The sequence below is a fragment of the Microbacterium pratiae genome (genome assembly GCF_047302165.1).
In the GTDB taxonomy this organism is placed as follows: domain Bacteria; phylum Actinomycetota; class Actinomycetes; order Actinomycetales; family Microbacteriaceae; genus Microbacterium.
On record NZ_CP154843.1, the window covers coordinates 2,208,605 to 2,227,582 of the forward strand.

Consider the following 18,978-nt stretch of genomic DNA (forward strand, 5'->3'; position numbering starts at 1 on the left):
CTCAGCAGCACGGCAACAAGACAGGGCGCGTCAGGCCGGTCACCATGATCAGCGGATTGATGTATTCACCGTCGCGACGGACACCGAAATGGATGCTGCCGTCGCCGGTGTGGCCGCCCGGCGACACGGTGCCCACGTGATCTCCACGTGACACGGCCGTTCCGGGCTGCAGGGCCGTCTCGACCGGCTCGAGGCTCGTCACCCAGCCCTGTCCGTGATCGATCGTGACGACCGCCCGGCCGGCCACCGGGCCGGCGAAGGCGATCGTCCCGTCAGCCGGAGCGCGGACCGGGGTTCCGGGAGCCGACAGATCGACCCCACGATGGCCGGGGGCATACGCGTGCGCGGGCGCTTCGAATCCGCGGACGACCGTCGCGTCGAGAAGCGGCATCACCCATCCGCCGCCCGGCGCCGCGGCATCCGTGCCCGACATCGACCATCCGGTCAGCAGGCCGAGCGTCACGATGAGGGCTGCTGCGAGGAGCCGGGTCACAGGGCGGGTCACCTTTCGAGGCTGGACGCCAGGCCGTCGCTGCGGAACGCGGCTGCCCCGACACGGGGATCGACGCACCGACGGCAGCCTCGGGGAGGAGCGGCCGACTGCTACACTGATGACCGCACCTCGCTCGTCGAGGTGACTACGCGTGCCCTGAGCGATCGGTCTCCCGATCGTGGCGCATCTTCCCCAGGTCTCCCGCTCCGGCGGCGAGCGGAAGTGCGTCGGGCGCCAGGAGCACCGGGCCGTCGGTCCGGGGAATCAACCCAAACAGAAGGAGAACGGCCATGGCCGTCGTCACCATTCGCCAGCTGCTCGACAGCGGCGTCCACTTCGGGCACCAGACCCGCCGCTGGAACCCGAAAGTCAAGCGCTTCATCCTGACCGAGCGCTCGGGCATCCACATCATCGACCTGCAGCAGTCGCTGTCGTACATCGACCGCGCCTACGAGTACGTCAAGGAGACGGTCGCCCACGGTGGCACCATCCTCTTCGTCGGCACCAAGAAGCAGGCGCAGGAAGTCATCGCCGAGCAGGCGACCCGCGTGGGCCAGCCCTACGTCAACCAGCGCTGGCTCGGTGGTCTGCTGACCAACTTCCAGACCGTCTCGAAGCGCCTCGCCCGCATGAAGGAGCTCGAGGAGCTCGACTTCGAGAACCCGGCTGCCAGCGGCTTCACCAAGAAGGAGCTGCTGCTCAAGAAGCGCGAGCTCGACAAGCTGCACAAGTCGCTCGGCGGTATCCGCAACCTGCAGAAGACGCCTTCCGCCATCTGGGTCGTCGACGCCAAGCGTGAGCACCTCGCCATCGACGAGGCCAAGAAGCTCGGCATCCCCGTGATCGGCATCCTCGACACGAACGCCGACCCCGACGAGTTCCAGTACCCGATCCCCGGCAACGACGACGCGATCCGCTCGGTGAGCCTGCTCACGCGCATCATCGCCGACGCTGCGGCCGAGGGCCTCATCCAGCGCCACCAGCCGACCGACGAGTCGGCCGAGGCCGAGCCGCTCGCCGACTGGGAGCGCGAGCTGCTCGAGACCGCTCCGGCTGAGACCGCTCCGGCTGAGACCGCTGTGGTCGAGGGCGCTGACGCCGAGGTCGCCGCGACCGAGACGCCCGCCGACGAGGCCGGCGCCGAGGCTCAGGCCGAGACCGTCGCCGCCGAGGCGACCGAGAAGTAATCAGCGCGTCTTCCTGACCCGCTACGATCGGCGCGGCCGCGGCTGAGCCCGGCCGCGCCGATCGGCATCCACGAGATTTCCCACAGACAGAAGGAGCCGCCACTCATGGCAAACTTCACCATCGCCGACATCAAGGCTCTGCGCGAGCAGCTCGGCACCGGAATGGTCGACACCAAGAAGGCCCTCGAAGAGGCCGACGGCGACGTCGAGAAGGCCGTCGAGATCCTCCGCCTCAAGGGCGCGAAGGGCAACGCGAAGCGTGCCGATCGCTCCACGAGCGAGGGCCTTGTCGTCGCGCGCGAGCAGGACGGCAAGGTCACGCTCGTCGAGCTCGCCTGCGAGACCGACTTCGTCGCGAAGAACGACCGTTTCATCGCACTGGCCGACAAGGTCGCCGACGCCGCCGCTGCGGCATCCGCCGACTCCGTCGAGGCTGCCCTTGCCGCCGACGCGTCGGGCCAGACGATCGAGCAGCTCATCAACGATGAGGCCGCGATCATCGGCGAGAAGGTCGAGCTGCGTCGCGTGCGCACCCTGACCGGCGACGCGTTCGAGATCTACCTGCACAAGACGAGCAAGGACCTGCCCCCGCAGATCGGCGTCGTCGTGGCGTACTCGGGCTCGGACGCGGAGACCGCGCGCTCGATCGCGCAGCACATCTCGTTCGCGAACCCCAGCTACCTGTCGCGCGAGGACGTTCCCGAGGCCGACGTCGAGAAGGAGCGCGAGATCGTCACCGAGATCTCCCGCAACGAGGGCAAGCCCGAGGCCGCCCTCCCGAAGATCGTCGAGGGTCGCGTGGGCGCGTTCTTCAAGCAGGTCGCCCTGCTCGACCAGGACTACGCGAAGGACAACAAGCTGTCCGTCGCTCAGGTCGCCAAGGACGCCGGTATCACGATCACCGACTTCGCTCGGTTCAAGGTCGGCGCGTAATTGCCCGAAAGGCCCGCATCCTCGGATGCGGGCCTTTTCCATGCCCATCCGGGCGATACTCTGCAACACAGCGACGAGAGGGACACGATGAACGATGAGAAGACCGGGCGCCGCCGCGTCCTGCTGAAGCTGTCGGGCGAGGCATTTGGAGCCGGCCAGCTCGGCGTCAACCCCGACGTCGTCGGCCAGATCGCCCGCGAGATCGCGGAGGCGGTCGACCGGGTCGAGGTCGCCATCGTCGTCGGCGGCGGGAACTTCTTCCGCGGAGCCGAACTGAGCCAGCGCGGCATGGACCGTGGCCGCGCCGACTACATGGGGATGCTCGGCACCGTGATGAACGCCCTCGCGCTGCAGGACTTCCTGGAGCAGGCGGGTGCCGCGACGCGTGTGCAGTCCGCCATCTCGATGACGCAGGTCGCCGAGCCGTACATCCCGCGCCGCGCGGAGCGCCACATGGAGAAGGGCCGCGTCGTGATCTTCGGCGCCGGCGCCGGTCTGCCCTACTTCTCCACCGACACCGTCGCCGCCCAGCGCGCGCTCGAGATCAAGGCCGACGAGGTGCTCGTCGCGAAGAACGGCGTGGACGCCGTCTACACCGCTGATCCCAAGAAGGACCCGACGGCGCAGCGGATCGAGAGCATCACCTACGGCGAGGCGCTGCAGCGCGGTCTCAAGGTCGTGGACTCCACGGCCTTCAGCCTCTGCATGGACAACCGCATCGATATGCGCGTGTTCGGGATGGAGCCGGCCGGCAACGTGACGCGTGCCCTCCTGGGCGAGCGCATCGGCACGCTCGTCACCGTGTGAGGCGCGCCCGCCCGCAGACTAGACTTGACCGGACGTACCGACGAATGGAGTGACGTGATCCCCGAGATCCTCGCTGACACGAAAGCCCGCATGGAACGCGCCGTCGACGCGGCGAAGGAGGACTTCTCCACCGTGCGAACGGGGCGGGCCAACACGGCTCTGTTCCAGAAGATCCTCGTCGACTACTACGGGTCGCCGACTCCGCTCGCGCAGCTCGCGTCGCTGAACACGCCGGAGGCCCGGACGATCATCGTCACGCCGTACGACAAGTCGGCGCTGAAGGCGATCGAGCAGGCCATCCGCGACACCCCGAACCTCGGCGTGAACCCGACGAACGACGGCAACCTCGTCCGCGTCACCATGCCCGAGCTCACGGAGGAGCGCCGTAAGGAGTACGTCAAGCTCGTCCGCTCCAAGGGCGAGGACCACAAGGTCCACCTGCGCGGCATCCGGCGCAAGTCGAAGGACGAGCTCGACGCTCTGAAGAGCGAGGTCGGCGAGGACGAGCTCGTGCGCGCTGAGAAGGAGCTCGACGGCCTGACTCGCGCCCACGTCGACCTCATCGACGACGCGCTCAAGCGCAAAGAGGCCGAGCTTCTCGAGGTCTGAGACCGATGAGCGCACCCGGCGACGACGCCCCGTCTCGATCCGAGCGGGAGCGTTCCCGTTCACGCGAGCACGGAGATTCGGCGTTCCAGAATCAGGTGCGCGCCGCGCGGACGGAGTTCGAACACCAGATCGGCAAGGCCCGAGCTGATTTCGAGCAGGCGAACGAGCGCATCAACGCGCGTACCGGACGCAATCTGTTCCTCGCGATCCTCATCGGCATCGCCATCGGCGTCGTCGTCATCGGCTCGCTCATCTTCGTGAAGTGGGTCTTCGTCCTCTTCGCCATCCCGGTCGCGCTCCTGGGCGTCTTCGAACTCGTTCGCGCGCTCCAGGCCGCGGGGCGTCGGGTCGATGTCGGGCCCCAGCTCGTCGCCGGAGCGGCAGTGCTGGCGGCCGGCTTCCTGCTCGACGCGGGCACCCACTGGGTCGTCGTGTTCGCCGCCGTGGTCGCCGTGGTCGTATGGCGCCTGATGGCCCAGATGGTCAGCACCGAGAGCCGCCGATACGGAGAGGTCCTGAGCGATGTGCTCATCAGCGGCTTCGTCCAGCTCTACGTGCCGTTCCTCGGCAGCCTTCTGCTGATCCTCCTGCGCGAGGACGGCGGTGAGTTCTGGGTGCTCGCGATGATCGCGGTGGTGGTCGGCGCCGACACCGGCGCGTATGCGGCGGGTCTGGCGTTCGGCAAGCATGCGATGGCTCCGCGTATCAGCCCCAAGAAGACGTGGGAAGGATTCGCGGGTGCGGGTGTCGTCGCCATGCTCGTCGCGGTCGGGTTCGCCTGGCTGCTTCTGGGGCTGCCCGCCTGGACCGGCCTGATCATCGGGCTCGTGATCCTCGGCTCGGCAACCGTGGGCGACCTCGCCGAATCGATGATCAAACGCGATCTCGGCATCAAGGACATGAGCTCATGGCTGCCGGGACACGGGGGAGTGCTCGACCGTCTCGACTCGATCCTTCCTTCCACCGTCTTCGCTCTCGTCCTGTTCCACGCTCTGTCCCCCCTGGTGATGCCATGACTTCGACCGAGAGTTCCCTGTCCACGAGCGCGTTTCCCGAGGTGCACGGCCGGGTGCGCGGGTACGACCGTGCGGCGGTCGACGCTTTCCTGCGGCGCGCGCGCGAAGCCTTCGAATCGTCCGACGCCGACGCCGACGCCGACGACCTCGACTCCGCCACGATCCGAGCAACCGCGTTCCCCCTCGTCCGGGGCGGTTACGCCGTCGCGGCCGTAGACGCGGCGATCGGACGGATCGAGGACGCCTTCGCCGCGCGCGAGCGGGAGCGCGCGCTGTCGCGCGCTGGCGCCCGCGCGTGGGTGGGACGCTCGCGAAACCTCGCGCAGGAGATCCTGGACCGGCTGTCGCGGCCCGGGCGTCGGCGATTCGACCGCGTCGGCCTGCTGTCGTACGGCTACCGCATCGACGAGGTCGACCTGGTAGCGGACCGCATCACGCGCTACCTCGAATCCGGCGAACCCCTGACCGTGGAGCAGGTGCGCTCCGTCGCCTTCCGGATGCAGCGCGGTGGCTACCGTGAAGCGCAGGTCGACGCCGTGCTGGACGGCGTCGTGTCCGTCATCCTCGCCATCGGGTGAGTCTGATGGAGACATGCGCACCGCATCGCTAAACTCAGGGGCATTGTGACTTCCCGTTCGACTGTGACCACGCGCGCGACGCGCCCCCCGGTCGTCCGTGCCTCGGCGTCGCAGCCGCCCGCGCGTTGGTCGCGCCGGCGGAACGTCTCCGCCGTCTTCGCCGCCGTGGCGGCTCTCGGGATGGCCGGCGGCGCGCTGGCCCCGCTCGGCACGGCGCTCGCGGCGGCGCAGGAGAAGCCCGCAGAGGTGGTGTCGCTCTGGGCGGACTCGCGCGGCGACGCCCAGGCTCTCGCGACCGACGGCGGAACACTCGCACCGGCGCAGCTGGACCGCAGCGGCTTCACCGTCTACGTCACACCCAAACCCACGCCGACCCCGACGCCGACGCCCACTCCCGCAGACGGCGAGAGTGCAGGCGCGTCGCGATCGGCTCCCGTCATGTACAGCGGCGGCGGATCCTCGACGGACTGGCTGAGCGCTGCCGGCATCCCCGAGAGCGACTGGGGGTACGTCGACTACATCGTGTCGCGTGAGAGCAGCTGGAACCCCAACGCGACCAACGCCTCCTCGGGGGCGTGCGGGCTGGTGCAGGCCTACCCTTGCAGCAAGGTTCCCGGAAGCGGCTACGACCCGGTCGACAACCTGAAGTGGGCCAACGGGTACGCCGTCGGCCGCTACGGCAGCTGGGGCGATGCGTACGCGTTCTGGTCCAGCAACCACTGGTGGTGACGGTAGTCGTCATGCCCCGTTCCAACAGAAGACGGCCGGATCCACGCGACGACTCGCTCGATCGGCTGCTGAGCGGATGGAAGCGCTCCGAGACGCGTCGTGGCGTCGAGTGGACCGTTCAGCCGGTGTCGGCGGCGCAGGCGCAGAAGACGTACACGTGCCCGGGCTGCGGACGCGAGATCGCGTCGGGGGCGGCTCACCTCGTGGCCTGGCGAGCCGACGGTGTCCTGGGGGATGCTGCCGACCTCGCCGCCCGGCGGCATTGGCATTCGGCATGTTGGAGGATCGCATGAGCTTCGAGATCCGGGGGCCCGTTCAGCTCCCCGCGCGGCGTGAGGACATCGAGCTCCACACTCTCGACGACCTCACGCTCGTCGGCGAGCTCGCGCTCCCGCAGGACCGCGAGCCGGTCGCGACGCTCGTGACCCTGCATCCGCTCCCGACCGCGGGCGGCTTCATGGACTCGCACATCCTGCGGAAGGCTGCCGGGCGTCTACCCGCTCTCGCCGACCTCGCGGTGCTGCGTTTCAACACCCGAGGCACCACGTCGCCGCGCGGTACGAGCGAGGGCTCGTTCGACGGTGGCGTGGGCGAGGTCTTCGACGTCGCAGCGGCGATGACGTTCGTCCGCGAGCGGGGCCTGCCTCGGCCCTGGCTCGTCGGCTGGTCCTTCGGCACCGAGCTCGCGCTCAAGTACGGCCGTGACCACGACATCGAGGGCGTGATCCTGCTCTCGCCGCCGCTGCACCGCGCCACACCCGACGAGGTCGCCGCGTGGGCCGGTGACGCGCGACGCGTCGTCATCGTCGTGCCCGAGTTCGACGACTACCTCCGACCGGCCGAAGCCCGCGAGCGGTTCGCGGCGATCCCGCACGCGACGCTCGTCGCCGTGGACGGCGGCAAGCACCTGTGGGTGGGGGAGAACCAGACGCGACGTGTGCTGACCGAGATCGTCGCGGCGGTCAATCCCGATGCGCTGCCGCTCGCAGACGAGTGGGACGACGACTGAGGGTCAGCGCTCGTTCTGCCGCGGGATGACGACCTGGCGGTAGATGATCAGGATGCTGGCTGCCACCGGGATCGCGACGAGCGCTCCCAGCAGCTGTCCCAGCGCCGCGCCCGCGAGCGCGGCGATGACGACGACGGCACCGGGGATCGAGACCGCCCTGTTCATGATGCGCGGTGAGATGAAGTAGGCCTCGACCTGCATGTAGACGAGGTACCAGATCGCCGCCGCCAGGGCGGTCTGGGGCTCGGCCAGACCGGGGATCAGGCATGTCAGGACGATGATCGCCGACCCCGTCAGGGTTCCCACGAGCGGGATGAGCGAGAAGAAGAAGGCGACGACGGCGAGCACGGCCGGGTAGGGCGCCCCGATCACACTCAGGAAGATCGCGCTGAGGACGCCGTTGATCACGCCCAGTGAGACCTGGCCCATGACGTAGAAGCCGACGGACGCCGTGATCTGCTCGGCGAGATCGACGAAGCGAGGACGCCGCGAAGCCGGCACCAGCTGGTACACGGCGGCCTTCAGGTTGGGGGTGGACGCCGTGAAGTAGATCGTCAGGATCAGCACGATGACGGCGCCGGTGAAGCCGCTGATGATCCCGCCGCCGATCAGGATGATCGAGCCGGTGATCGATCCGCCGATCGCCCCGATGTCGAGTGAGCTGTACCAGTCGGAGAGGTACTGGAACAGCTCGTCGACGTTCAGCTGCGGGAACGTGACGGTCAGCCAGTCCTTGACGGCGTTGACCGGGTCCCAGTCGCCGTTCGTGACGAGGTCCTGGATCGCCGCCACCAGCTGCGAGATCTGGGAAACGATGATCGGAACCACCATCAGGATGATGCCGGCGAAGGCCGCGAGCAGCGCGGCGAACGTGATGAGCAGCGCGGCCCAGCGGGGCAGTCGTCGTCTCTCGAGCCAGGAGACGACGGGATCGAGCCCGAGCGCGAGGAACAGCGCGGTCCCCACATACAGCAGGATGGTCGAGAGGGTCTGGATGCCCCCGATGATCACGATGCCGACACCGACGCCGAGCGTGGCGATCAGTGCGGTGCGAAACGGGTTCTGGAACTTCACGAACGCCTCCGGGGTCGAGTCACCTCACTTTACGATCCGGGCGGGCTTTCGGCGGGAGGCGCCCCTTTCACGACCTTTTCAGGTCGTTTTGGATACTCTGGAACGTCGATCAAGCGTTCGGTGGTCCCGTTCCGGATGTGGAGAGGTGTTTCTTCGTGCGTTTCGTGTGGGCTGTTGTCGCGTTCGTCCTGGCGACCGTCATGATCGGTGCGGGCATCGCGCAGCGGACGGTCCTGCGCGGACCCGAGTCCGTGACGGAATCCGTGACGGTGTCGGCAGATGCGCCGTTCACGTTGATCGACGGCTCCGTCCTCACATCGCGACCCGGCGCGCAGTCGCTCAGCGTCCAGGGCGCGGGCACCGTCTTCGCTGCCTACGGCCGCTCGTCCGACGTGACGGCCTGGCTCGCCCGCACGGACTACACGCAGCTCGGCGTCGACGAGGACGGTGCGATCACGACCACCGAGGTCGCCGCGGCATCCGCCCCCGCTCCCGGCGCTGACGGTGCCGTCGCGGAGATGCCCTCGCCCGTCGGCTCGGACCTCTGGCTCGAGGAGTTCCAGCGCGATGACGCGCTGACGACGTCGCTGCAGCTGCCGGAGGACATGAGCGTCCTCATCGCGTCGGACGGGTCGGCTCCCGCACCCGCCGACATCCAGGTGACGTGGCCCATCGAGTCGAACACCCCGTGGGCCGGTCCGCTGATCGTCGGGGGCGGCATCCTCCTCGCCTTCGGCATCGTCATGTACGCGCTCGGCTGGCGTCACCTCCGCCGCTCGCGGGGACCGCGACGGAAGGGTCTTCCGATGACCGCCACACAGCCGATCGATCTCGCGGTCGACGACGAGGCGAAGGGTGTCATCTCGTCGACACCGCCGCGACGCCGTCTGACCCGTGGCCGCCAGGCTCTTCTCGCTCTCCCGCTCGTGTCGATCGTCGCGCTGTCGGGGTGCTCCGCAGACGCCTGGCCGCAGCTCGCGCCCAGCCCGACGCCCTCGCCCACCGCTACGGTCGTGGCCGATCCCGACCAGGCGCCCCCGGCCGTGACGCAGCAGCAGGCCGAGCGCATCCTGACGCGCATCGCGGAGGACGTGTCCACCGCCGACGCCAGCGCAGATGCCGCTCTCGCGGGCACGCGACTCGCGGGTCCTGCACTGGCCGAGCGCGAGACGAACTACACGCTCCGGTCGAAGATCGCCGACCGCGCGCCGTTGCCTCCCGTCCCATCGGAGCCGCTCGAGATCCTGCTGCCCGAGACGTTCGACAAATGGCCGCGGACGTTCCTCGCGGTCGTCGAAGGCGGCGAGGGCGCGGCGGACACGATCATGACGGTCAGCCAGCAGGACCCCTGGTCGAACTACAAGCTGGGGTACATCGCCGAGCTCGCCACCGACTCGTTCCCGGAACTCGCGCCGGCGTATCTCGGCGCCGCGCAGGTCGCCCCCGACTCGCCGTTCCTCGTGCTGCCTCCGAAGGATCTCGCCGCCGCCTATGCGGATCTCCTCACCAACGGCGATGCGAGCCCGTTCGCGAACCTGTTCGAGGCCGAGGGCGATGCTTTCCGGTCCGGGGTCACCTCGAACCGTGAGCAGATCGTCAACGACTTCAACCAGACCGGAGCCGAGACCGGGACCGTCTCGTTCACCACCCAGGCGGGGACGCAGGCACCGATCGCCCTCCAGACTCTCGAGAGCGGTGCCGTCGTCGCGGTCACGATCACGGAGGACCACACGTTCACGCCGAGCAACCCGGATGCCGTCATCAACGTGCCCGACACCAACCCGGTGGCCAGCGCGCTGACGGGCGTCTCGCAATCGTCCACGGGCTTCACGACGACGTACGCCGACCAGCTCTTCTTCTTCGTGCCCGGTGCGGGCTCGTCCGAGCCGATCCAGTTCCTCGGATATCGATCCAATGTCCTCTCAGCGAAGGTTGTCTGAATGAGCGATCCGTCCCCCAGTGCCGTGCTCCGTGGAGCCCTGGATCTGTCGTCGTTGCGTAACCGGCCCGCGGCGCCCGCGCCGGGCGGAACGACGGCTGCCGAACCGCCTGCGGGCGGTGCGTCTCGACTGATCTTCGATGTGACCGACCAGTCGTTCGGCGACGTCCTCGAACTCTCCCGCACCGTCCCGGTCGTCGTCGATCTCTGGGCGGAGTGGTGCGGGCCGTGCAAGCAGCTGAGTCCCGTTCTGGAGAAGGTCGTCACCGAGCTCGCCGGACGCGTGGTCCTGGCGAAGGTCGACGTCGATGCGAACCCGCAGCTCGCGCAGGGGTTCCGCGCGCAGTCGATCCCGATGGTGGTGGCGCTCGTCGCCGGCCAGCCGGTTCCGCTGTTCACGGGGGCCGTGCCCGAGCAGCAGGTTCGCGAGGTCTTCGCGCAGCTGCTCCAGCTGGCCGCTCAGCACGGCGTCACCGGAACCGTCCCCGTGGGCGAGGCCTCGGACGCGCCCGAAGAGGCCGCGGAACCGCCGCTCCCTCCGCTGCACGCAGAGGCATTCGCCGCGATCGAGGCGGGCGACTACCCGCGGGCCATCAGCGCGTACGAGCGTGCGCTCGCGGAGAACCCCCGTGACGCCGACGCGCAGGCAGGACTCGGGCAGGTCAAGCTGCTCGACCGCGTCCAGGGCGTCGACCTCGGCGAGGCCCGCGCCGCCGCAGCGGCTGCTCCGCACGATGTGGACGCTCAGCTCCGCGTCGCCGACCTCGACGTCGCCGGGGGACACGTCGACGACGCCTTCGCGCGTCTCCTCGACCTCTTCGCCGCCGTCGACGGCGACGCCCGTGCAACCGTGCGCGACCGGCTTCTCGAACTCTTCGGTCTGGTCGGGGACGCCGACCCGCGCGTCCTGGCCGCACGACGGCGATTGACGTCGCTGCTGTTCTGACACGAACGACAGGGGCCCGGCCCGTCACGCTGGTGACGAGCCGGGCCCCTGTCGTTTCGCTCAGTCCGCCGTGTCCGCCCGGACCACCGTCGGCGCGTCGGGGGCGTGGTGCAGCCACAGCACACCGAGGGGCGGGATCACCATCGTCGCGCGCCCGTCGCTGGCGTGCACCGTTCCGAAATTACCGACCCCCGAGCCGCCGTAGACCTCCGCGTCGCTGTTGAGCACCTCGCGCCACGCGCCGTCAGCGGGGAGTTCGAGGGTGTAGTCGTGCAGTGGCACTCCCGAGAAGTTGCAGATCACGGCGACGGTGTTGCCGTGATGGTCGCGGCGAGTGAACGCCATGACGTTGGGGTTCCAGTCGGGCGCGCCCAGGCGGGAGAACGCCTCACCGTCCGAATCGCGCGACCACAGAGCGGACTGCTCCCGGTAGGTGCGGTTCATGTCCGCGACGAACGCGTGCAGGCCACGGTGCGCCGGCTGGTCCAGCATCCACCAGTCGAGCTCACGCGACTCGGACCATTCCGACATCTGGCCGAACTCCTGGCCCATGAACAGCAGCTGCTTGCCCGGGTGCCCCCACATGTACGCGAGGTAGGCGCGCATGTTCGCGAGCTTCTGCCAGTGGTCGCCGGGCATCCGGGTGAAGAGACTTCCCTTCCCGTGCACGACCTCGTCGTGGCTGATGGGCAGCACGAAGTTCTCGCTGAACGCGTAGACGAACGAGAACGACAGCTCGCCCTCGTGATGACCGCGATACATCGGGTCGCGCTTGATGTACTGCAGCGAATCGTTCATCCACCCCATGTTCCACTTGAAGCCGAAGCCGAGGCCGCCCCATTCGGTCGGAGCGGTCACGCCCGGGAAGCTCGTGGACTCCTCGGCGATCATGGCGATGCCCGGGTAGCGCTTGTACGAGGTCGCGTTGACCTCTTGCAGGAACGCGATCGCCTCGAGGTTCTCGCGGCCGCCGTGCACGTTCGGCTCCCACTGCCCCTCTTCACGCGAGTAGTCGAGGTAGAGCATCGAGGCGACGGCATCGACCCGAAGGCCGTCCACGTGGAACTCCTCGAACCAGTAGAGGGCGTTCGCGACGAGGAAGTTCCGCACTTCGCTGCGGCCGTAGTCGAAGATCAGGGTGCCCCAGTCGCGGTGTTCGCCGCGGCGCGGGTCCGGGTGCTCGTAGAGCGGCTGCCCGTCGAAGCGCGCGAGCGCGAACGCGTCCTTCGGGAAGTGTCCCGGGACCCAGTCCATGATGACGCCGATGTCGGCCTGGTGCAGCCGGTCGATGAGATACCGCAGGTCGTCGGGGGAACCGAAACGGCTGGTGGGGGAGTAGTACCCGGACACCTGGTAACCCCACGACCCGCCGAAGGGATGCTCGGCGAGCGGCAGGAACTCAACATGGGTGAAGCCCTGCTCCAGCACGTAGTCGATGAGCTGTTCGGCGGCCTCGCGGTAGCCGAGACCGGTTCGCCACGAGCCGAGATGCACTTCGTAGACCGACATCGGCTGAGAGACGGGGGTCGAGGAAGCTCGCCGCTCGAGCCAGGCGTCGTCCTCCCACTCGTACGTGCTCTCGGCGACGATCGACGCCGTGGCAGGCGGCACCTCGGACTGGCGGGCCATGGGGTCTGCCTTGTCGATCCACGCCCCGTCGGCGGTGAGGATCTGGAACTTGTAGACCGCACCGGCTGCCAGCGCGGGAACGAAGAGCTCCCACACACCGGAGTCGCCCATCGAGCGCAACGCGTGCCCCTGGCCGTCCCACCCGTTGAAGTCTCCGATCACGCGGACCGCTCGGGCGTTGGGCGCCCAGACCGTGAACGAGACGCCGGGCACGCCGTGGTGGATGCGGACGTGAGCACCGAGGACACGCCAGAGCTCTTCGTGGCGACCCTCACGGATGAGATGAAGATCGAGTTCGCCGATCGTCGGCAGGTGGCGGTACGGGTCGTCGGCCACCCATGCGGGGGCATCGTCGTACGTCGCGACGATGCGATAGGCATCGGGCCGTTCGTCGAGCGCCGCCTCCCACACCCCGCCGCGAAGGTGACGGAACGATGCCTCCGGCTGCTTCGCGAACACCGCGGTGACGGTGCGTGCCAACGGTCGTCGGACCCGGATGATCCACCCGTCCGCCGTCTGGTGGGCACCCAGCACATCGTGGGGCGCGTGGTACGAGCCGGTGGCGACCGAGTCGAGCACGTGGTCTGCGGGGGCGTTCATCGGCGTTCCTTCACGTGGAGGATGTGCACCGGCTCGACGAACGCGTCGAGGCGCACATAGTTGTGGTCGTTCCAGGTCCAGACCGACCCGCTGAGCAGATCCTCGACCTCGTATTCGTCGCCGGGTGCCACGCCCCACACGGAGGCGTCGAGGTGCACCGTCGTCTCGCGTGCGGAGTGGGGGTCGACGTTGACGACGACCAGGATCGTGTCGGCGACCCCGTCGGCGGTCAGCGCGGCGGGCAGGTGCTTCGAGAAGACGACGATGGCATCATCGTCCGACCAGTGGAACGAGAGGTTCCGCAACTGCCGGAGCGCGGGGTGGGCGCGGCGGATCTCGTTGAGTCTGGTCAGGAAGGGGGCAAGCGATTCGCCGCGTGCCTCGGCACCTTCCCAGTCGCGGAGCTTGTACTCGTACTTCTCGTTGTCGATGTTCTCTTCCGAGCCGGGGCGGGCCACGTTCTCGACGAGCTCGTATCCGGCATAGACGCCGTATGACGCGCCGGCCGTCGCGGCGATCGCGGCTCGGATCTTGTAGGCGGGGCGCCCGCCGTACTGCAGGTACTCGGTGAGGATGTCGGGGGTGTTCACGAAGAGGTTCGGGCGCATGAAGTCAGCCGTGTCGTGAGCCACCGAGGTGAGGAACTCCTCGAGCTCCTCCTTGGTGTTGCGCCAGGTGAAGTACGAGTAGCTCTGCTGGAAGCCGGCCATCGCGAGCCCCTGCATCGGGGCGGGACGCGTGAAGGCCTCCGCGAGGAAGACGACGCCGGGGGTCTCGTCTGCGACAGTCGCGATGAGCCATTCCCAGAACTGCAGGGGCTTGGTGTGCGGGTTGTCGACCCGGAAGATGCGTACTCCCTGCCCGATCCAGTGCCGGACGACGCGCAGGACCTCGGCCCGGATGCCGGCCGGGTCGTTGTCGAAATTGATCGGATAGATGTCCTGGTACTTCTTCGGGGGGTTCTCCGCGTAGGCGATCGATCCGTCCGGGAGCGTCGTGAACCATTCGGGATGCTCGGTGACCCAGGGGTGGTCAGGCGACGCCTGCAGGGCCAGGTCGAGCGCGACCTCGAGCCCGGCATCGGAGGCAGCGCCGAGGAACCCGCGGAAGTCCGCCAGGGTGCCGAGGTCGGGATGGACGGCGTCATGACCGCCCTCGGGGCCGCCGATCGCCCAGGGTGAGCCGGGGTCGTTCGGACCGGCCGTCAGGGTGTTGTTGGGGCCCTTGCGGTGGGTGCGTCCGATCGGGTGGAGCGGGGGGAGGTACAGCACGTCGAACCCCATGGCTGCGACGGCGGGAAGGCGATCGCGCGCGGTGACGAAGGTTCCGCTGCGGACGCTGCCGTCGGGACGCGATTCGGCGCCCTCGGAGCGGGGGAAGAACTCGTACCATGCGCCGACTCCGGCACGTTCGCGCTCGACCAGGAGCTCGCGCTCGTCGCCGATCGTGACCAGCGATTGCAGTGGACGGTCGGCGAAAGCGCGCGCGATGTCCGAGTCGCGCACCACCGCGAGCGCATCCGCGGCGTCTGCGCCGGTGTCTCGCAGCCGCGATGCAGCCCGGTCGAGCAGCTTGCGTTCGGTGGCCGGGCGCGACTTCTCGGCGGCGGCACGTGCGAGCAGGAGCGCTCCCGCCTCGCGCATGAGGTCCACGTCGACCCCGGCCGCGATCTTGATGGCGGCGGCGTGCTGCCAGGTGGCGAACTCGTCGCCGAACGCCTCGTAGCGGAACCGCCAGACGCCCTCCGCCAGCGGAGCGACGAGGACGGACCAGCGGTCGAACCCGTCGTTGAGCGGCGTCAGGCGGTGCAGCGACTCGCGACCATCCGGTGAGGTCAGGCGCAGATGCACGCCGATCGCATCGTGACCTTCACGGAACGCCGTGACCCGGAACGGCACGGCCTCGCCGGCGAAGGCCGACGGCCGGAAGCGGCCGCCCGGGACCGCGGGGGCGGGCCGCTGAAGGGGGATGCGTCCGATGACCGTGTCGCCGATCGAGGGGACGGGGGATGCGGGCCGGCCGGGGATCTCGCCGGTGCTGCGGAACGGGACGGGTGAGGTCGTGCGCGTCGTTGATGCCACGGCTCGAACCTATCGCGGCCAGGAAGATCGAAAAACGGGCTTGCGTCCTACTCGGCTCTGAGCAAATGCAGTGTCGGACCCGAGACGGCGAGCCGGTCGCCCGGCGCGAAGCGCGCGCCCCGGTCGAGGGGCTGTTCGTCCGCGCTCGACCAGAGGGAGACGTACGAGGACGCCGAACCGGCCGGCGGTAGGACGACCTCGGCGTCGTCCTCTCGCCCGTGGATCACGAGAAGGACGCAGTTGTCCGGTTCGTGCGCCGGCGTGGAGGTCGCGACGTACTGGAGCGTACGTTGTTCCGGGTCGGTCCAGGACGCCTGCGTCATGGGTGCGCCCTCAGCGTCGAACCAGTGGATGACGGATGCCTCGGGCACTTCGTCATCGGCATCGGCGTAGCGCACCGGCCGGAGCGCGGGGTTCTCGGCGCGCAGCCGTGTGAGGGTCCTGACATGCCCGAGGAGGTCGACCTGCCAATCCGCCAGCTGCCAGTCGACCCAGGTGAGGGCGCTGTCGTGGCAGTACGCGTTGTTGTTGCCGAGCTGGGTGCGCCCCATCTCGTCGCCCGCCGTCAGCATCGGCACCCCCGCGGAGAGGAGGAGCGTCCCGATCAGGTTGCGCATCGCGCGACGGCGTGCCGCGAGAATGTTGTCGAGTGACGTCTCGCCCTCCGCGCCGTGGTTGAACGAGCGATTCGTGTCGGCGCCGTCGCGGCCCTCCTCCCCGTTGGCGTCGTTGTGCTTGACGTCGTACGAGACGAGGTCCCGCAGGGTGAAGCCGTCGTGGGCGGTGATGAAGTTCACTCCGGCGAGAGGACCGCGCTCCGCCCCGAAGAGCGGTGCGGACCCCGCGAGATGGGTCGCGAGCCCGCCGACGCCCGATGGCGAGGTGCCGGCGCGCCGCAGGTAGTCGATGTCGCCGAGCCAGAAGTTGCGGACGCCGTCGCGGTAGCGGTCGTTCCACTCCTGCCAGCCGTCGCCGAAGCCGCCGGTGTGCCAGCCTCCCAGCCCGACATCCCACGGCTCGGCGATGATCTTGTCGTCGCGCAGCATCGGGTCTTCCGCGATGGCCCGCAGCAACGGGTGCTGCGCGTCGTACACGTGCTGACCGTCGCGACCGAGCGTGACGGCGAGGTCGAAGCGGAACCCGTCGATCTGCACCTCGTTGCTCCAGTAGCGCAACGAGTCGAGGATCAGCCGGGCCGCGGCGTCCGTCGACGTGTCGACCGCGTTGCCGCACCCGGTGACATCGATGTACGCGCCGTCCTCGCGCTGGCGGTAGTAGGCGCGATTGTCGATTCCGCGGAAGCTCGAGCGCGGCCCGCCGAGCTCGAGCTCGGCGGTGTGGTTGTAGACCACGTCGAGGATCACTTCGATGCCCGCGGCGTGGAGCGCGCGCACCGTGCGCTTGAGCTCCTTCAGGACCGCCGTGGGCCCGCTGCGGCGCGCATCCTGCGTGGCGTAAGCCGTGTGGGGGGCGAAGAAGCCGAGCGTGTTGTATCCCCAGTAGTTGGCCAATCCGAGAGCGAGCAGCCGCGGCTCGCTCTCGAACGCGTGAATGGGGAGCAGCTCGACGCTCGTCACGCCGAGTGCCTGCAGGTGGTCGATCATCGCCGGGTGGCCGAGTCCCGCGTAGGTGCCGTGAAGCGCGGGCGGGATGTCGGGGTGCCGTTTCGTCAGGCCTTTGACGTGTGCCTCGTAGATGACCGTGCGATCGCGGGGAACCCGGGGCTTGGCGATGCCGCCCCAGTCGAAGCTCGAGTCGACGACGACCGAGCGGTGGTCGCCGGGGCCTCCCGAGACGAGGCCCCGGCCATACGGGTCGAGGAGAAGCGTTTCGGGGTTGAACACGTCGCCGGGGCCGTGCGGCCCGTCGACGCGGAGGGCATAACGGGCACCGGGCCGCAGAGTCTCGATGCGAGCCTCCCAGATGCCGCCCCCGACGGGCGTGAGGGGGCGCTCGTCGATCGCCCAGTCGAGGTCGTGATCGTCGAACAGCACCACGTCGATCGTCGTCGCTCGCCCGGACCAGACGCGGATCGTCCCGCCGCCGTCCTCGATGGTGACGCCGAGGTCGGCGAAGCGGGAATCGTGAAGTCCGGCCGGGCTGATGCTGTCGGGCATGCGATCTACAGTAATGAGCGACGGTGAACGCCCGGGAGGTGGGATGGTCGTCTATCTCGACCACGCTGCGACGACCGCGCTCCGGCCGGAGGCGCGAGACGCGTGGCTGTCGGCACAGGAGACACTCGGCAACGCATCGTCGGTGCACGGCGCCGGGCAGGCGGCTCGCCGTCTCCTCGAGGATGCTCGGGATGCGGTCGCGGCGGCACTCGGCTGCGAGCCCATCGAGGTCGTCTTCACGTCCGGGGGGACCGAGGCGATCAATCTCGCCGTCAAGGGGCTCTGGCTCGCCGACGCCGGGCCTGCGACGGGCCCGATCGTGCTGCCCGACGGAGAGCATCACGCCACGATCGACGCGGTCGCGTGGCTCGCGTCGCGCTGGGGAGCGACCGTCCGGCCCGTCCCGCTTGATTCCGTCGGTCGTATCGATCCCGCGCTGTTCGCCGAGGCACTGCCCGGAGCCGCACTCGCGACCGCCCTCGTGGCGAACAACGAGGTGGGGACGCGCAATGACCCGGCGGCCCTCGCCGGGTCGGCGCGTGAGGCGGGGGTTCCGCTTCACCTGGATGCGGTCGCGGCGCTCGGCACGGTGACCCTCGACTTCGCCGCGTGGCGAGGCGGGGGTGCAGGGTCTGCCGGCCTGGTCGCCATGTCCGTCTCCGGTCACAAGGTCGGTGCCCCGGTGGGCACCGGCGCCCTCGTCGTGTCGCGCCACGCGCAGCTCACGCCGCTCGCCCACGGCGGCGGCCAGCAGCGCGGGCTCCGCGCGGGCACCCAGGATGTCGCCGGGGCCGCGGCGTTCGCGGCGGCACTGCGCGTCGCTGAGGCCGAGCGCGACCAGGAGGCTGTCCGCCTCGAGCGCCTGCGTGGCCGTCTCGTCGACGGCATCCGGTCACTCGTGCCCTCGGCGGTCATCCTGGGCGATCTGCGGGATCGGCTGCCGGGCAACGTCCACGTGCTCTTCCCGGGCACGATCGGGGAGACGCTCCTGTTCCTGTTCGACACGGTCGGGATCGCGGTGTCGACGGGCTCGGCTTGTCAGGCCGGGGTGACCGAGCCGTCGCACGTCGTGCTCGCCCTGGGTCGTGACGCCGACGATGCACGCGCCGTGCTGCGTCTGACCCTCGGGCGCACGAGCACCGACGCGGACGTCGATGCGTTCCTGACCGCGCTCCCCGAGGTGCATCGACGTGCAGCCGCCGCCCGCGCCGGGCGTGTGCGCCGCACGTAG

Annotated in this window: 17 protein-coding genes; 12 read left to right on the plus strand and 5 right to left on the minus strand. The window is 69.2% G+C overall.

Annotated elements, in window-relative coordinates:
* Position 1: 1 nt before the first annotated feature.
* A complete protein-coding gene (locus tag AA0Y20_RS10475; protein WP_412939159.1) occupies positions 2-505 on the minus strand; it encodes a murein hydrolase activator EnvC family protein in 504 nt (167 codons plus the stop codon).
* 278 nt (positions 506-783) lie between these two features.
* On the opposite strand from AA0Y20_RS10475, the gene rpsB reads away from it, so the two are divergent.
* From rpsB to AA0Y20_RS10520, 9 genes are all read left to right on the plus strand, one after another.
* Positions 784-1,680, plus strand: a complete 897-nt coding sequence (gene rpsB, locus AA0Y20_RS10480; protein WP_412939160.1) for a 30S ribosomal protein S2 — start codon at positions 784-786, stop codon at positions 1,678-1,680.
* 105 nt (positions 1,681-1,785) lie between these two features.
* A complete protein-coding gene (gene tsf, locus AA0Y20_RS10485) occupies positions 1,786-2,613 on the plus strand; it encodes a translation elongation factor Ts (protein ID WP_023950948.1) in 828 nt (275 codons plus the stop codon).
* Between the two features lie 87 nt (positions 2,614-2,700).
* A complete protein-coding gene (pyrH, locus tag AA0Y20_RS10490; RefSeq protein WP_412939161.1) occupies positions 2,701-3,420 on the plus strand; it encodes a UMP kinase in 720 nt (239 codons plus the stop codon).
* Between the two features lie 54 nt (positions 3,421-3,474).
* Positions 3,475-4,029: a ribosome recycling factor gene (gene frr, locus AA0Y20_RS10495; protein WP_412939749.1), complete on the plus strand. Its 555-nt coding sequence runs from the start codon at positions 3,475-3,477 to the stop codon at positions 4,027-4,029.
* A 5-nt stretch (positions 4,030-4,034) separates the two neighbouring features.
* A complete protein-coding gene (locus AA0Y20_RS10500) occupies positions 4,035-5,045 on the plus strand; it encodes a phosphatidate cytidylyltransferase (RefSeq protein ID WP_412939162.1) in 1,011 nt (336 codons plus the stop codon).
* Complete coding sequence (locus AA0Y20_RS10505; RefSeq protein WP_412939163.1) at positions 5,042-5,623, plus strand: DivIVA domain-containing protein; 582 nt, start codon at positions 5,042-5,044, stop codon at positions 5,621-5,623. Before AA0Y20_RS10500 ends, AA0Y20_RS10505 begins: the two co-directional genes overlap by 4 nt.
* A 63-nt stretch (positions 5,624-5,686) precedes the next feature.
* Entirely contained in the window at positions 5,687-6,352 is a 666-nt protein-coding gene (locus tag AA0Y20_RS10510) for a transglycosylase SLT domain-containing protein (protein WP_412939164.1), read from the plus strand.
* A gap of 11 nt (positions 6,353-6,363) precedes the next feature.
* Positions 6,364-6,645, plus strand: a complete 282-nt coding sequence (locus AA0Y20_RS10515) for a hypothetical protein (RefSeq protein WP_412939165.1) — start codon at positions 6,364-6,366, stop codon at positions 6,643-6,645.
* Positions 6,642-7,361, plus strand: a complete 720-nt coding sequence (locus AA0Y20_RS10520; protein ID WP_412939166.1) for an alpha/beta hydrolase — start codon at positions 6,642-6,644, stop codon at positions 7,359-7,361. Before AA0Y20_RS10515 ends, AA0Y20_RS10520 begins: the two co-directional genes overlap by 4 nt.
* A 3-nt stretch (positions 7,362-7,364) precedes the next feature.
* Here AA0Y20_RS10520 and AA0Y20_RS10525 read toward each other — a convergent pair whose 3' ends face one another.
* Complete coding sequence (locus AA0Y20_RS10525; RefSeq protein ID WP_412939167.1) at positions 7,365-8,435, minus strand: AI-2E family transporter; 1,071 nt, start codon at positions 8,433-8,435, stop codon at positions 7,365-7,367.
* A gap of 155 nt (positions 8,436-8,590) precedes the next feature.
* On the opposite strand from AA0Y20_RS10525, the gene AA0Y20_RS10530 reads away from it, so the two are divergent.
* Together AA0Y20_RS10530 and AA0Y20_RS10535 are read left to right on the plus strand one after the other, a co-directional pair.
* Positions 8,591-10,375, plus strand: a complete 1,785-nt coding sequence (locus tag AA0Y20_RS10530; protein WP_412939168.1) for a glycosyl transferase — start codon at positions 8,591-8,593, stop codon at positions 10,373-10,375.
* Positions 10,376-11,320, plus strand: coding sequence for a tetratricopeptide repeat protein (locus AA0Y20_RS10535; protein ID WP_412939169.1), 945 nt, complete (start codon positions 10,376-10,378; stop codon positions 11,318-11,320).
* A 60-nt stretch (positions 11,321-11,380) separates the two neighbouring features.
* On the opposite strand, the gene glgB is transcribed toward AA0Y20_RS10535, so the two are convergent.
* Genes glgB through glgX form a run of 3 tightly spaced genes read right to left on the minus strand, consistent with a single transcriptional unit; the run spans position 11,381 to position 17,747 of the window.
* Positions 11,381-13,549 carry a 1,4-alpha-glucan branching protein GlgB gene (gene glgB / locus AA0Y20_RS10540; protein ID WP_412939170.1) on the minus strand — a complete coding sequence of 723 codons (2,169 nt, stop codon included), beginning with the start codon at positions 13,547-13,549 and terminating at the stop codon, positions 11,381-11,383.
* The gene (locus AA0Y20_RS10545) at positions 13,546-15,630 is read right to left on the minus strand and encodes a maltotransferase domain-containing protein (RefSeq protein WP_412939171.1); all 2,085 of its coding nucleotides are present in this window, start codon (positions 15,628-15,630) and stop codon (positions 13,546-13,548) included. Before AA0Y20_RS10545 ends, glgB begins: the two co-directional genes overlap by 4 nt.
* 47 nt (positions 15,631-15,677) lie before the next feature.
* Entirely contained in the window at positions 15,678-17,747 is a 2,070-nt protein-coding gene (gene glgX / locus AA0Y20_RS10550) for a glycogen debranching protein GlgX (RefSeq protein WP_412939172.1), read from the minus strand.
* 43 nt (positions 17,748-17,790) lie between these two features.
* On the opposite strand from glgX, the gene AA0Y20_RS10555 reads away from it, so the two are divergent.
* Positions 17,791-18,978, plus strand: a complete 1,188-nt coding sequence (locus tag AA0Y20_RS10555; RefSeq protein ID WP_412939751.1) for a cysteine desulfurase family protein — start codon at positions 17,791-17,793, stop codon at positions 18,976-18,978.

Excerpts from the sequence above, each read along its gene's own strand:
- rpsB (WP_412939160.1), top strand. The coding sequence starts at position 784 with ATGGCCGTCGTCACCATTCGCCAGCTGCTCGACAGCGGCGTCCACTTC.
- tsf (WP_023950948.1), top strand. The coding sequence starts at position 1,786 with ATGGCAAACTTCACCATCGCCGACATCAAGGCTCTGCGCGAGCAGCTC.
- pyrH (WP_412939161.1), top strand. The coding sequence starts at position 2,701 with ATGAACGATGAGAAGACCGGGCGCCGCCGCGTCCTGCTGAAGCTGTCG.
- AA0Y20_RS10500 (WP_412939162.1), top strand. The coding sequence starts at position 4,035 with ATGAGCGCACCCGGCGACGACGCCCCGTCTCGATCCGAGCGGGAGCGT.
- AA0Y20_RS10505 (WP_412939163.1), top strand. The coding sequence starts at position 5,042 with ATGACTTCGACCGAGAGTTCCCTGTCCACGAGCGCGTTTCCCGAGGTG.
- AA0Y20_RS10515 (WP_412939165.1), top strand. The coding sequence starts at position 6,364 with ATGCCCCGTTCCAACAGAAGACGGCCGGATCCACGCGACGACTCGCTC.
- AA0Y20_RS10520 (WP_412939166.1), top strand. The coding sequence starts at position 6,642 with ATGAGCTTCGAGATCCGGGGGCCCGTTCAGCTCCCCGCGCGGCGTGAG.
- AA0Y20_RS10535 (WP_412939169.1), top strand. The coding sequence starts at position 10,376 with ATGAGCGATCCGTCCCCCAGTGCCGTGCTCCGTGGAGCCCTGGATCTG.
- glgB (WP_412939170.1), bottom strand. The coding sequence starts at position 13,549 with ATGAACGCCCCCGCAGACCACGTGCTCGACTCGGTCGCCACCGGCTCG.
- glgX (WP_412939172.1), bottom strand. The coding sequence starts at position 17,747 with ATGCCCGACAGCATCAGCCCGGCCGGACTTCACGATTCCCGCTTCGCC.
- AA0Y20_RS10555 (WP_412939751.1), top strand. The coding sequence starts at position 17,791 with ATGGTCGTCTATCTCGACCACGCTGCGACGACCGCGCTCCGGCCGGAG.